This window comes from Bradyrhizobium sp. McL0615 (genome assembly GCF_049993905.1).
Taxonomy (GTDB): Bacteria; Pseudomonadota; Alphaproteobacteria; order Rhizobiales; family Xanthobacteraceae; genus Bradyrhizobium.
Genome location: NZ_CP188254.1, coordinates 5999749 through 6013087, shown reverse-complemented (window position 1 = coordinate 6013087; position 13339 = coordinate 5999749). Strand labels below are relative to the sequence as shown.

Here is a 13339-nt window from a genome sequence, read left to right as displayed (position 1 = left end):
GGGGGCGCGCCTCGAACTGCCGTAAGTCAGTGATTCGATCATTGATGAAATTATCTCCGAATTGAAACGCTTTCCCTTACAAAGTCGGGACCGTCGGACTTCCGCGGCTTTCCCGGGATGCCGTTGGCGGCGCAGGCATGACTGTTCCTCCGCTATCCCACCCTCCGCGTCGCTCTATAACGAGCCGAAGACCATCGCGTCAAAACCGTCCCAACCTTTGTTCTCGCCCAAGCGGCCGTTTCTGATCGGCCGCTTCTGGCGCAAAGCGGACCTTCTGACCGCTGGCGAGGTCGGCTAAGGGCCGATATTGTTGCAAAAGTCGAAAATCGAGCGACCCGGAAAATCTCGCGAAAGTTGATCTTTGGACTTCTCCGCAGCTGCGTCGCTTTTCAACGCCACTGCGGAGGTTCGTGATCGATTTTGGATGAAACAATATGGTCCCTCACGTTGCCGCGCATAAAGCGCATCAGCGGCTCTAAGAATTTTCGTTCGCCACCCCAAAAAGACTTTCGCAACAAAATCGGCCAGAAGTGGACATCCCGCAGCAACTTCAGCGATGCGCAGATAGTCTTGCGAAGCGCGTCAACGCGAGCGGGAATGCCGAAGGTCGAGCTTCTTGCGCAAATGGCTTGCTAGGCGGCCCTCTCGTCAGTCCGCGCGGTGTCAAAACCGACCCGCGGGAAGTGCAGATTGACCTGACCAACTGAAGGGTCTTCGTGCCGCAAGACGATCTCGTCATGCGCCCAGGAGATCAGGCTTCCATAAACCGGATTGCCGTAGTCGTCGGGAGTAACACTGACCCAGTCGCCGCGACGAAGGCCCACATTTTTAGCCTCGGGCGACCATTCAAAGGCTTCGTCTGGCTCATTTGTCTTGGCGACCTCTATTGCATGATCCGGCGACATTTCCGAAAGATTACCATGACCAATGGCCGCCACGCGCTTGAACCAGGGATCGATCATCCCGGCAAACGCTATCAACTCGTTGACCTCGTCACCGCCGTTCTGCCTCGCAAACCAGATCGGATGATATGCTGACAGGTCGGCCGCAGACGCTTGCTGCCCCAAAATGAATTTGCGACCATCCGCTAGCGCTTGGGCGAGCCAAGCAATGTGTGCATTGACCCTTTGCAGGTACACGGCGCGCTTGGCGCGCAATTCGCTGGGGTCCAGGTTGACGCGGAACAGCGGGCGTCGCTCATCGATGAGCTCTTGGGGGAGCCCGGGCATGTTGCCGATCGTCAGGCATACGGCGTTCATGAAGGAACCCTTCTCCATCCACCAGCCCAGCGCCTTTGCAAGCGCTTCCTGGCCTTTGGGATAGAGCGAGCCAGATGAACTAAATCCGTCAACAACCCGCAGGATGTGGAGCGTGTCGCAATAAAACTCCGCATCGACTTGCAAAATCGGCGTTCGCCGATAGCCTCCCGTCATCGGGGTCAGCTTGGGACGCGGCGTCCACACCGGAATTTCGACTGACTTCCAGCTGATGCCCTTCAGGCCCAGGGCTAGGCGAATCTTTTCCGAGTATGGCGAGAGTGGGTAATGATGCAGGATGATTTCTGGCATGTGTTTTCTCCCTCGTTGCTGGATTATCCAAATTCGCCCGTTGATTCGGGTCTATTGCGCCGGTTCGCGAGAGCGGACGGAGAACATCGCGAGATCTTTGGATATTGAATACTCACCGCCATCCGAGTGGCGGCGAGTGGCTGAATGATAAGCGAGCTTTAGTTGATTACGGAGGGCGGCTGGCGGCGTTACTTTGCTGCCGCCTGCATGTCGAAGCCGAAGAATTCGAATGGCGTATCGCCGTTGACCCAGCCATGCCAGGTATTCGGGCTGAACAGAATGACGTCATCGGGCTTGTAGGTGATGTCGCCGTACTGTTTGCCATCCTTATCGTTCAGGGTCATTTTGCCGGTGCCGCTGATGACGTAAAGTACGTATACTTGATTTGGTCCCTCGTGAACCGCGATAGAGCCTTTTGCGTCGACGTGCCCGCGCATCACGTTGATGCCTTTGCTGATATTTATGCTGTTGGGTGCCACTTGATGGACTGCGCCATAAGTGAATCCTTTGTTCGGACGGCCGCCAATATCAGGTATCGGCGCAAGCTTTGCGGAATCCTTCTTGACTGCAACCGCGATTTTGCCGCTGGAATCGAGTTCAATGCTCGTCAAATCGCCGGCAAACGCCGGAGCAGCAATTGCGAGCGCCAGCACCGCGCCCAACCCATAAATTGGTCCACGCATTTTTCCCTCCTATCGCTGTGTCTGCTTTAAGTTGTTGATCTATTGTTATCCCGGGCCGCTGCGCACGCAGCGTCCCGCCGGCGGTCATATCGGGGGCGACAGTTTGCTTAGCCGCCCGTTCGCGCGTCGAGGAAAAGCTGCGTGAACGGTTTCGCCAGAACGGGATCGAGCTTCGGTACAATTTCCTTGATGTGCGGCGTGGTCATATGAACCTCGAGCGCGGCCTTGTCAGTCCAGCGTTCAAAAGTGAGAAAACGACCAGGCTCGCCGATGACCTCCATGAGCGTGTAGACTAGGCAACCCGGTTCCTTGGCCGACAATTCCGCGAAGGGGACGAGCAACGCGCGGAGTTCATCGGCCTTGTCCTTCTTCGATACGATTTCCGCGATCACGAAATAGCCGCTCTGCCCTGCCGCCATAGCGGACGAAGCAGCAAGAACGGCAGCTGCTACGCCTCCCGCAGCAGCGGCACCCACGAATGCACGGCGATCCATTTCTGGCATGATGTTTCTCTCCCTCGCTTGAGTTTTTGTTGCGTGGTGTCGCCTGCAGGCAGACGACACCCTTCTTTCACCGGCCATCGATGACCGTTATGGAAGATACAATCATTTTGTACACGATATTATCGAGAGTCAATAAACCAGATTGCAAGTATTTGCACAGCTTGCTTCGCTCTCGCGGCTAAGGATAAGATCCCGTCCAAATCATTGTGGCATTCAGCCAAGGTTAAGTGCTCTTAGCTTCAGCACTAAATGGCGTTGAACAGGAAAACCGAGGAATGGCAGGCCAAAAAAAGAAAAACATAGGTGCTGAAGCCCCGATTGCTCCGGTCGACATGCCGGGCCTCGATAGCCATTTGTGCTTCGCACTATATGCCGCCAGCAACCACATGACGCGGTTGTTTGCGCCGTTCCTCGAAAAGCTCGGCGTCACCTATCCCCAGTATCTGGTCCTCGTCGTGCTCTGGGAGCGTGGTGGCCCGCAAGGCGTCGGAGAGCTCGCCACGTTCCTGCGGATGGATCTCGGGACGCTATCGCCGATGCTCAAGCGCCTCGAGGCTAAGGGGCTCGTGACTCGACGGCGGCCGGCAGCGGATGAACGACGCGTGCTTGTCGATCTAACCACGAAGGGAATCTCTCTTCGGAAGCGGACTGAGCAGATGCTGGGCGAGTTTTACTGCTACCTAAATGTGCCGGTGGCCGACCTCTTCGACCTAAAGGATCGTCTTCGTCATTTTGTGAGCTCAGCAGGCCCTCGGGAAGATACTGTCACGGCACGGAACTAGTTCTGCTATCGGCTTGCCTCACTTCAGGTCACGGTCCGCTTTGGGTCCAAAAACTGACCCGGCTCTGATGTCTGCTGTTGGCGCACAGCGGACATTAGGCCGAACGCCGGCGGCGGCTCAGTGCCAATGAGCGACATTGCGAGGACCTGCAACAAACACCTCCCGAGACTTGCTTCGATCGTGACGTCCCTGAGTCTTTGAGAGGCCGCCAAGGTGCTGTGACTCCGGAAATTTCAAGGCGTACGCTGCGGGATGTGCGCTCGCAGGCACTTGCCGATTGCAAGCGTCGATGGAGACCTGCTGCAGATCAGTCGCGCGATAAGGACAGTCCCGCGAGAAGCGGCGCGTACGCGGCGAGCCGGCGGGATACGAACTCAGTGAAGAGCCGCACGCGCTTCGTCTTGCGTGTCTCCCCCTGTGTGAGGAGCCAGAGCGTTCCGTACATGTGCAGGTCGGTGCCCGGCACCCTCACCAGTAGGGGGTCGGCATCGCCAACGAAGCACGGCAGTGTCGTCAACCCGAGCCCCTGCCGTACAGCAACGATCTGCGACTCAGCGTCGGTGGTCCTGAATGGAACCCCCGTGGCGCGAACCTCACCCTCGCTGGCCCAATCCGGAATTCCATGAATGCTTATGACGATCCACCGGATGGGATCAGGCGCGCCAGCACGCCATGCGGCCAGTCGATCGCGAGACATGTAGACGCCGCCGAACAACTCCGGTCCTTTCAGGCCGTGAAGATTGAGCGGCAGGGTTTTGCGGTCGTAGACGACGCGGATCGCGACGTCGGCCTCTCGGTTGGTCAGATTTGCCAGTTCGCCAAACGATAGGATTTCCATCTCGATTTCCGGATGCAGGTGCGCGAAATCGGCGAAGTCCGGCATGAGCAGGTGTGTCACGAGGGGTGGGGCCAGCGTCACCCGAAGTAGCCCGCGCACGCTCTGATCCCGACCCAAGACGCGCGTCTCCAGCTTGTGCGACGACGCTTCCATCTGCTTCGCGAGCTCGAGGACCTCCTCGCCTGCAGCCGTCAGGCGGTAGCCCGCGGGCAGCTTTTCGAACATGAGCGCCCCGAGGCGTTCCTCAAGCTGGGCGATGCGTCGCAGTACGGTCGCGTGGTTCACACCAAGGCTCTTGGCGGCGGCCCGCACCGAGCCTCCGCGCGAGACGGCAAGAAAGTAGCGAATGTCATCCCAGTCGATCATGGTGCAATCAAGCACCACGCGGTGCGCCTTCCAAAAGCCCGTATCTAACGGATCGTATCGCAGTATTGGCGGAAATCATAGCTTGAGACGACGAGCCCTGCCCAATTCCGACCGGCAACCACCGATCATCGCGGCCGGCATCAATCGTCGACCCGGATCGTTTTCGCACCACCGATGTGCGCTTTTCCGCACTCAACGCTTGGCCCCGGCGGACCTATGTCGAGGTTCTCGGGGGCGTCCCCAAACGATCAGAGGCGGAAGCCTGGAAGGAAGCAGTCATGCGAAAGCTTGAAGGTAAGGTTGCAGTCATCACGGGTGGATCGAGCGGCATGGCGCTGGCGAGCGCCCAGCGGTTCGTTGAAGAAGGCGCCTATGTTTTCATCACGGGCCGGAAACAGGAGGCGCTGGACCAAGCCGTCAAGCTGATCGGCCGCAACGTGACCGGCGTGCGCGGCGACGCGGCCAATCTCGACGACCTCGACCGTCTGTTCGACACGGTCAAGCGGGAAAAGGGCAGGATCGACATCCTGTACGCGAGCGCTGGCACGGGCGAAGCCGTCCCACTGGGCGAGATTACCGAGCAGCATTTCGACGCGACCTTCGGCCTGAACACGCGCGGCACGCTGTTTACGGTTCAGAAGGCGTTGCCGCTGTTCAACGACGGCGGATCGATCTTCATGACAGGGTCAGTTGCTTCGATCAAAGGTTTTCCCGGCTACAGCGTGTATGCGGCGAGCAAGGCGGCGCTGCACGCATTCGCACGCGGGTGGCTCAACGAACTCAAGGGCAGGAATATCCGGGTGAACGTGCTGCACCCAGGGCCGATCGCCACACCGATGCAGGACCAGGTTCTCACCGACGAAGCGAAGCGGATGTTCGAATCCCTGATCCCGCGGGGAAAGATGGGTCGTCCTGAGGAAATTGCGGCAGCCGCGCTGTTTCTTGCTTCAGACGATTCGAGCTTCGTGAACGGGGTGGAGTTGTCCGTCGACGGCGGCTTCTCGGCCATCTGAATTCACGCCGAGCGAAAACGGAGAGATACGATGAGCACCGAAGAGAATATCCAACTTGTGAAGAATTTCTTTGCAGCCATGGGCAGCGGCAACGCGCGCGATCTGCTGGCGTTGGCTGCTGAAGATATCAAGTGGATCATTCCGGGCGAAGGCTGGCCGCTGGCAGGCACGCACCGCGGGCACGCGGAGTTGGCGGCTGTGCTCAAGAAGGCGTCCGAAGAGGTGGAAACGCAGTACCCGAGGCCCCCAGAATTCGTGGCGCAGGGAGACCGGGTTATGGTCGTCGGCGTCGCTACGGGAAAAATCAAAGCCACGAATAGGCCGTTCAAGGACGAGTGGGTCTTCGACATTACCGTTCGAGACTGCAAAGTCACCCACATCCAGGAATACATCGACACGCAAGCACTGGCGCGGGCCTCGCAGATCGACGCAAGGACCTAGTCAAGTTCGACGTGTGAATCGTGATGGCGTGACACGATGTTGTGCCGACTAACATCCATTTCCTGAAAGGCTCCCACCTATGACTTCCGCTTTAAACGATCAGTCGCTTGATCAGATATTTCGCTCCGCTCGCACCCCCAACGGATGGGCAGATCGCCGAAAAACTCACTGCGGTTCTCGCAAAAGCGGCACTTCATCGGATTGGAAACAAAATCTCCGACGTTTCTAGTATAGGCGAGCATTCAAGTTGAAATGCTCATTTGCGTTGAAGCCAGTGGCCGGATCCGTCGACAGGAGTCAGTTCGGTTCGCACACCGCTCATGTCCGGTGCGACAGTCGCCAATGTAATCGACTGGTTCGGTGGAATCGACTTTCTCGGTACCAGATCGGGCTAATGCAGGGGCGCGCAAAGTTTGCCACGAGATCTTTCGCGGTTGGGGGCACTTCGGCCCGTAGCAATGCGCGAGTTGGTCTGAGAACTGAATTCTTGCGAATGGCAACTTTTGGCGCAACGCGGACATCCTGAATGCTTATTCGGCGGCAAAGTGCCGAAATCGGAAGTCACGTTACGGCGTTCGTGTGGCGCATTTCACATCACCGAAACACAGCGCGGGTTGCCCTAGGCAATTCCCGGCCCCCGCGCGTTGGCGACGGGAGCGTGGTTTCGATCAATAAATTCGACACCGCACGCATTCCCATCCCTCCATACCACGTGGCAGTGCTTTGTTGTCTTGAAACCATCGAATGAAAGATCAAACTCGAAAGCGGCAACGTAGTGCGTAGAGCAATGAAGGGCCACTCCACGATCATGAAAGTTCACCACTCGGCAGGGGTGAACGCCGCGAACACCGTAAACGTGAAGCAGCGCAAGACAATTGACTGAAGTTCTTTGCTGGGCCCGAAGCTCGACCATTGAATTACTCCGCTAGGGCAAGTGATCGCAACGTACGGCAGCAGAAAAAGTCTTTAGCTCGCTCAAATCTTAATTAAAAGTCAGGCGCAATGACTATTTAAAATCGTATCGAATCGGAACCTCGCCGGAAAAGACTCAATGAAACCTGCCACTGGCCCGTTGGGAGCATGTCAGGCGATAAGTTTAATGCCTTAAATCAATCCTCGCACTTCGCGACAGAGCGACTGTACCCCGATGTCGGCTTTCGGGTCTTATTTGTTGCTTAACGCGTGGCCAGCCTTTTGGACACCGTAATGGCTCGCTTGAGATCGTCGTATTCCTCGCAAGGAATGAGGCAGAGCCTTTCTAGCGCCGCCAATAGTTGTTCAGCCTCGGCGGAATCGCCAAGCACCAGAAATGCCTCGCCGAGATGCTCGTGGGCGCCTCGATGCCGCGGATTCAGCATCAGTGCCTTCTGATAGTAGCCTATAGCCGGACCTATCTGATGCAGCCGTCGGTAGGCATAGCCGATGTAGTTCTGAATATCGGCGTTAGTTGGATCGCGCAGCGCAGCGAGTTCGAACGCTGCGATTGCGCGGTTCCAATCCTCTGCGCGTAGTGCCTTCTTACCAGCCTTGAAATCCGGATCTAGTTGCGCCCAGTCCGCGTCTGGTGCATCGGATGCCATGGTGGAGCAGATCGGCCAGGCAGCGGTTGTGGCAGCTGTCTCAGCCGGACGGTCGAGCCCGCCGACCAAGGGTGTAGCCACGATCTGCGAGCCGGGCGAGTTTACCGTATAAGCCGCCAAGCCGCTCACCGTCACGCCGAGCAGTGTAGCCAATGCGACCGCGCGGATCATCGTTGTCTTCTCGGCCTGATGGCTGCCGGGCGCAGGCCAGGCAGCCAAGAAATTAATTTCGTGCAGCACCTACCGTGTCGTCCTGGCGCGCATATGCCCGGGCCACAAGTATTTCCGGCCGCTCTGTATCGGCATTGCTGGCCAGGTTCACCAGCTTACCAGAGTAATCAGCGGCCTTCTGGCGGTCGCCTGCGCTATCGGCAGCGCGGGCGGCTCCCCAGAACGCGCGAAAACGATTGGGTGTCTGCTTGAGGGCGATCTCGAATTCGTTCAGGGCAGCGGCGGGCTGCCCTGTCTCAAGGAGTAATTCGGCCAGTAATTCACGGAACGGATAGAGACGATTCTCCATCGCCACATGTTTGAGGCTGCCATCTTCGCCGTCAGCCGCTGCCCGCATGAACCGCAGCGCCTGATCGGTCGCACCTTCCTTCAGTGCGATCCAGGCCGAAACGGCAAGCATCTGCTCCTCGGTCCGGTCCGCCCAGTAGGACTGATCGGCGCGCTGCAGTGTCGTTCGCAACACCTTCATTTCCTCGATCTCTGCTTTGGCGCCTCCAAGATTACCGATGCGGGCCATGCCGAGTCCGCGCGTGAAGCGGATCAGTGAATCCGCCATCGGATATTGGGTGGCCGTCATCGGCAGTTCGCCAGCGCCGGCCCAATCCGCCCGTTCCAGGACGTAACGCGCCGGCATCGCGGCCTTGGCAGTGAAATTAACGAAGTTGATCGGACGATCGCCGCGGTCCGCGGTCGCAAGTGACCTCTTGATCATCGCGTCGGCTTTGGCATCCTGAGCGAGCTGCAGATGTGCGTAGACCGTAAAATCCGCTGCGTGATAGTAGTCAGGCTGGATCTCGAGCGACGATGCGTTGGAGGCAATAGATTCCTCCCAAAGCCCGACCATGGAGTAAATGTGCGAAGGCATGTGTCGCGCGTGCGGCACGGCCGGCGCAATACTGGCATACCGCCGTGCGGACGCTACTCCCTTTTCGGCGAGCGGCGCAAAGTCGTAGGCGTGAATGAGGTAGTGCGTCACGCCTGGATGCTGCGGGTTCTGCTCGAAGAGTTTCTCCAATAGAGCCGCGGACTTGATCTGATTGGCGTAGGTGAGATCGCTCTTGGGTGCCGCGGCTTGAAGCGTCAGGGCATAAAAGGCCTGGGCCTCGTAGTCGTCGGGGTAGCTTTGCGCCACCCTCTCCATCGCAGCACTATAGGCTGCCAGTCGGACATCCGCGGCGACCTTGTCATGGTCGCGGAAATAGACAGCAAGGGCATCGATCCAATCGCGCTCGCGCTGCGTCTTCGCACCCGTGGCCTGCGCTTTTTCGATTGCTTCCCAACCCGCCTGCGCCTCGGCTCGCGTCGGTGTAACTGCAAGGGTGTTACCAAGGCGATCCATCGCCACGCCCCAATACGCCATCGCGCAAGTGGGGTCCTGCTTCAGGATCTCCTCGAATTTTCGGCGAGCAATCAAGAACCAGTATGAATGGAGCATGGCGACGCCGCGGTCGAACTCGACCTGCACGGCGGGATCGCAGGAGGTAGTGAAGGCTACCTTACCCAGCTTGTCGTCCTGCTGGCCGATTGCACCGCTGACGAGCGCCGCACTGATCAGGCCGGCGACAAATAGTTTTCGCCCTGATTGCGTGTTCATGGTGAGTCTCCTCTCTGGCGCGGGCGAGCCATGTCCATAAGCTTGCTCCAAGGACGGGCGCGTCTCCGTCCATCCTCGCAATTTTGACCATCGCCCGGTGGTCCTGCGAAAAATCCAAGTATACGTATCGGTCCAAGGCGCGCCACGCACGCTTCGTCGGCTCGCAAAGACGGAGCGAGACGCTCTCTATCACCGACAAATACCGACGAAGGCGATAATCGGTCCACAGTGTGCGCTCACAGAGCGGAACACTAGTTAAATTACGAAACTGCGCGAGATCAAAAAGGGTCAGGCACCTTGCCCATTCGGGCTACGGCCTTCGCAGATTAAGATCGCAGCCTTGACTACGCCGGTTCGCAAGCGCCGCCAGGATGAATCGGGCGGCGCTTCCTAAGCAGGGGGCGGCGATGCTCACGCAAGTCAGCGTAGGGTCGAAGACTACCCAGAGCGAACGACAGCTTCTGGCGCAAAGCGGCCGTTTCCGGGAATGTCTGTTTTTGGGAGCAGGGCGGTCATCGCTTATGCGTGGGCCCACGTCTGATTTTGACCCGGAACGGACATCGACAGTGCCCGGCCTTGGCGTACGGGACATTTCAAGTGGTGATTAGTGCGACGCACGCGCCGATCTGAGACAGGAGCACTTTTCGTTCGGGGAACAGCGCATCAGGGTCAGCGGCGCTTTGGCGACATTGAAGCGCGTCTTCGAGGGAGCTGATATCAAGCCCCACAACGTCACTTTCCTTTAGATATGCCACAGCGTCATCGTTCGAGCCCATGAGGCCGGTCATCCAGCTGTAGCAGAAGCGCGCGGGATAGAGGAGTGTCCGCAGATACGCTTTGTGATCCTTCGGCTCGAGCGTTTCTGCCGCCGCGAAGCTGCGCGCACGCTCAGCCCAACTCGCAAACGGGGCGCCACGCAAGTAATCGTGAATTTGATCGAGCGCAGGTCGCGCAGGTCGTATGCGTTCGCGCTCAACCAGCATCACCGCGTGATCGAGATAATCCAGGCGGTCCAGTGGTGGAAACCTGCCGAGCGAGAATTGCTGAATGAAGCGGCATTCGGGCGCGAAGAGTTTCCGGGCAGAGGGCGAGAATTGGCTCATGTGTACCCCGTTGGAGGCGACGGGGGCGGGCTTTGGTATCGATTGCCGGCGGCTAGGGGGCCACCAGTTCCTCTCCGATCGCCTCTTGCAAAGCTCAAAACGATCGACCAGCACCAGACGGCCTGGCGGCGGGCAGGCGCACCGGCGGCGTTCCCAGAGTCATGGCGGCTGCCGTTTGCCGTGACAGATATCGAGAGTCAGCGCTGCCGTTGCCACCTCGCGGCGAAGAACAGCGCGACAATTGCAATCAGATGCACGATTAGGCCGATCGTGTCGGTGTCCATGACACCCATCGGCTGCGCAACTGCGTTGCAGACACAACACGAGGGCGTTTCGGAGATTTGGATTTAGGCTAAGTACTTGATCTGATTGGTGAGTGCGGTGGGACTCGAACCCTCGGCCCCCCAATTATAAGTCACGTGTTCACGGCGAACGACCGCTTCTGGCGCGAAGCGGCCATTCGAAGATCAAGGCGAAGTGCGGGCAGGCCGCCTAACCTCCACGTGGTCGCCAACTTCAATGACCATCAGGTCCTCGCCCACCTCCAGCGGCCCCGAGTAAGTTTTTCGCGTTGGCGGAATCAGATCTTGCTCGGTCGCGCTCGGCAAAACAATATGCGAATACACGGCCAATTTGGGCTTCGTCCGCGAGAACACCTGGCCCGCCTCTTCGGCAGTCGTGTGATGGACAATTATGCTTTGAGCCCGCTCCGGGGATAGGCCGGCCCGCTGAAGGGTTTCGGGCGCGGCCACGTTGTGAATCAACACGTCTACGCCTTGCGAGTATCGGACGAGATTTTCCGAGATGCGCGTATCCCCGGACAGCACGACCGAGCGCCCCGCATGATCAATCCGGTAGCCGAAGGCCGGCTTCACCGGCGTGTGGTCCACCTCGAACGCAGTTACCTTCACGCCGTCCTTATCGTAGACCACGCCTTCACCAATATCTTCGGCGAGCAAGACGGCACCGTCCGGCGAAATCTGATCGCCGTAGGGCCGAATTCGGATGTCGTAATCGTACGCCTGCTCAAGGTATGACATCATTTTTTTGGTCCCTCTCGGGCCCCATACCTGGAGCGGAATATCCCGCCGAGAAACAAGCCAGCCCGTCAACCACAGATCCGGAAATCCAATCACGTGATCCGAATGCAAGTGCGTGAGGAATACACCACCCACGTCCTGCCAGCGGACGCCGATCTGGCGGAGGCGTTGCAGCGCACCGCGGCCTGCATCAAACAGAAATTTCTGTCCGCCGGCTTCCACCAGTGTGCTTGGCCCAAAGCGATTCATCACCGGCGGCGGGTTGCCGGTTCCCAGAAGCGTTACCTTGATCCCCTGCGCCTGCGCGGCGACCGTGAGAAGCGCGCTGATAATTGATGCAGTAGCAACTACTCTGCAGCGAATGGTGAACACCATGATGATCAGTCCTGCCTGGTTTCGAATCCAACGCTCGAGTGATTTTGAGGCGTCGGTCACGAATGGGTGGGCGCTCGGGAGGTCCGGCGTTTGGCCAAAAGACGTACGTTCGTGACATGCGGACTGTGCGCCGTAGAGACATACATATCCAGTTCTGGTATGTGATCGTCACATAACTGTTTTGATAGGTCTGTGCCATGAAGTGGGTCGATCGCGTCGGACGTCATCTCAAGCTGCGAGACCTGCATATTCTGCTCGCGGTTGTGCAGCAGGGCAGCATGGCAAAGGCCGCGGCCGAACTCGCGATCTCGCAGCCCGCGGTGTCGAAAGCGATCTCGGACATGGAGCATAATTTCGGGCTTCGCCTGCTCGACCGTAGTCGCAGCGGCATCGAGCCGACCGCCTATGGCCGCGCCCTGGTCATGCGCGGCCATGCTATTTTCGACGAGCTCAAACACGGCGTCGAGGAGCTTGAATTTCTCTCCGATCCGCGCGTCGGAGACCTGCGTATAGGCAGCACCGAGAGCGTCGCGGCCGGCTTTTTGCCTGCCGTCATCAAGCGTTTCTCGCTCGAGCAGCCGCGTGTTAGACTGGACGTCGCGCAAACCGTCATGAGTGCACTGCATTATCGCGAGTTGCGCGAGCGCAGCATCGATCTGGTGATCGGCCGCATTCCGGCGCCGTTCGACGAGGACGACCTCGAAGCGAAAGTGGTGTACAATGATGACACCGTGGTGATTGCGGGCCGGCAGAGCAAATGGGCAAAGTCGCGCAAGCTCAAGCTCGCCGACCTCGTCGGCGAACGCTGGATACTGCCGCCGGCTGATACAATGCATGGCGCAGGTGTGCCAAAGTTGTTTCGCGACAGCGGCTCCGCAATGCCCCCCGTGCCCATCACGACCCTTTCAATTCATTTGTGCCTCCGGCTGGTCGCAAGCGCGCAATTTGTGACGATGCTTCCAGGCTCGGTACTGGGCTTCAGCAACCGAGATGAATCTCTCAAGGTCCTTCCAATCAGGCTTCCCGTTGGCCAGCGGCCTGTCGCAATCGTAACTCTCAAGAATCGTACTTGCAGCCCGGCGGCTAAGCTTTTCATCGAATGCGTCTATAGAACGGCGAGAGAGGACGCGAAGGCATTGCGGAGCGCACACAGCGAGAAGTAGGCCGATTCAAGGCGGGAGGTGCTGAAGACGAATGTCGCCTTCGGAGTCAAAAACGGACT

General features: G+C 58.5%; 12 protein-coding genes. 4 read left to right on the top strand and 8 right to left on the bottom strand.

Features of this window, described 5'->3' with window-relative positions; genetic code table 11:
- Positions 1 to 632: 632 nt before the first annotated feature.
- The 3 genes from ACPPVP_RS28915 to ACPPVP_RS28905 all read right to left on the bottom strand — a co-directional run bounded on the left by ACPPVP_RS28915 (position 633) and on the right by ACPPVP_RS28905 (position 2754).
- Positions 633 to 1568 (bottom strand): glutathione S-transferase family protein, encoded by a 936-nt coding sequence (locus ACPPVP_RS28915; RefSeq protein WP_426526724.1) that lies wholly within the window; start codon positions 1566 to 1568, stop codon positions 633 to 635.
- 188 nt (positions 1569 to 1756) lie between these two features.
- On the bottom strand, positions 1757 to 2251 hold the full coding sequence (locus tag ACPPVP_RS28910; RefSeq protein WP_426526722.1) for a cupin domain-containing protein: 495 nt from the start codon (positions 2249 to 2251) through the stop codon (positions 1757 to 1759).
- A gap of 107 nt (positions 2252 to 2358) precedes the next feature.
- Entirely contained in the window at positions 2359 to 2754 is a 396-nt protein-coding gene (locus tag ACPPVP_RS28905; protein WP_426526720.1) for a putative quinol monooxygenase, read from the bottom strand.
- Between the two features lie 275 nt (positions 2755 to 3029).
- Between ACPPVP_RS28905 and ACPPVP_RS28900 the strand changes: the two genes are divergently transcribed.
- Positions 3030 to 3536, top strand: a complete 507-nt coding sequence (locus ACPPVP_RS28900) for a MarR family winged helix-turn-helix transcriptional regulator (protein WP_426526718.1) — start codon at positions 3030 to 3032, stop codon at positions 3534 to 3536.
- 307 nt (positions 3537 to 3843) lie between these two features.
- Here the strand turns inward: ACPPVP_RS28900 and ACPPVP_RS28895 are convergent, their stop codons facing one another.
- Positions 3844 to 4740 carry a LysR family transcriptional regulator gene (locus tag ACPPVP_RS28895; RefSeq protein WP_426526716.1) on the bottom strand — a complete coding sequence of 299 codons (897 nt, stop codon included), beginning with the start codon at positions 4738 to 4740 and terminating at the stop codon, positions 3844 to 3846.
- A 278-nt stretch (positions 4741 to 5018) separates the two neighbouring features.
- On the opposite strand from ACPPVP_RS28895, the gene ACPPVP_RS28890 reads away from it, so the two are divergent.
- Both ACPPVP_RS28890 and ACPPVP_RS28885 read left to right on the top strand, forming a co-directional pair.
- The gene (locus ACPPVP_RS28890) at positions 5019 to 5753 is read left to right on the top strand and encodes an SDR family NAD(P)-dependent oxidoreductase (protein WP_426526714.1); all 735 of its coding nucleotides are present in this window, start codon (positions 5019 to 5021) and stop codon (positions 5751 to 5753) included.
- A 30-nt stretch (positions 5754 to 5783) separates the two neighbouring features.
- The gene (locus ACPPVP_RS28885) at positions 5784 to 6194 is read left to right on the top strand and encodes a nuclear transport factor 2 family protein (protein ID WP_426526712.1); all 411 of its coding nucleotides are present in this window, start codon (positions 5784 to 5786) and stop codon (positions 6192 to 6194) included.
- A 1175-nt stretch (positions 6195 to 7369) separates the two neighbouring features.
- Here ACPPVP_RS28885 and ACPPVP_RS28880 read toward each other — a convergent pair.
- The 4 genes from ACPPVP_RS28880 to ACPPVP_RS28865 all read right to left on the bottom strand — a co-directional run bounded on the left by ACPPVP_RS28880 (position 7370) and on the right by ACPPVP_RS28865 (position 12117).
- On the bottom strand, positions 7370 to 8014 hold the full coding sequence (locus ACPPVP_RS28880; protein ID WP_426526710.1) for a tetratricopeptide repeat protein: 645 nt from the start codon (positions 8012 to 8014) through the stop codon (positions 7370 to 7372).
- Positions 7998 to 9599: a hypothetical protein gene (locus ACPPVP_RS28875; RefSeq protein WP_426526708.1), complete on the bottom strand. Its 1602-nt coding sequence runs from the start codon at positions 9597 to 9599 to the stop codon at positions 7998 to 8000. Before ACPPVP_RS28875 ends, ACPPVP_RS28880 begins: the two co-directional genes overlap by 17 nt.
- A gap of 593 nt (positions 9600 to 10192) precedes the next feature.
- Positions 10193 to 10702 carry a hypothetical protein gene (locus ACPPVP_RS28870; protein WP_426526706.1) on the bottom strand — a complete coding sequence of 170 codons (510 nt, stop codon included), beginning with the start codon at positions 10700 to 10702 and terminating at the stop codon, positions 10193 to 10195.
- A 467-nt stretch (positions 10703 to 11169) separates the two neighbouring features.
- Positions 11170 to 12117, bottom strand: coding sequence for an MBL fold metallo-hydrolase (locus ACPPVP_RS28865; RefSeq protein WP_426526704.1), 948 nt, complete (start codon positions 12115 to 12117; stop codon positions 11170 to 11172).
- A gap of 278 nt (positions 12118 to 12395) precedes the next feature.
- On the opposite strand from ACPPVP_RS28865, the gene ACPPVP_RS28860 reads away from it, so the two are divergent.
- On the top strand, positions 12396 to 13280 hold the full coding sequence (locus ACPPVP_RS28860; protein ID WP_426526702.1) for a LysR family transcriptional regulator: 885 nt from the start codon (positions 12396 to 12398) through the stop codon (positions 13278 to 13280).
- The last annotated feature ends 59 nt before the right edge of the window (positions 13281 to 13339 follow it).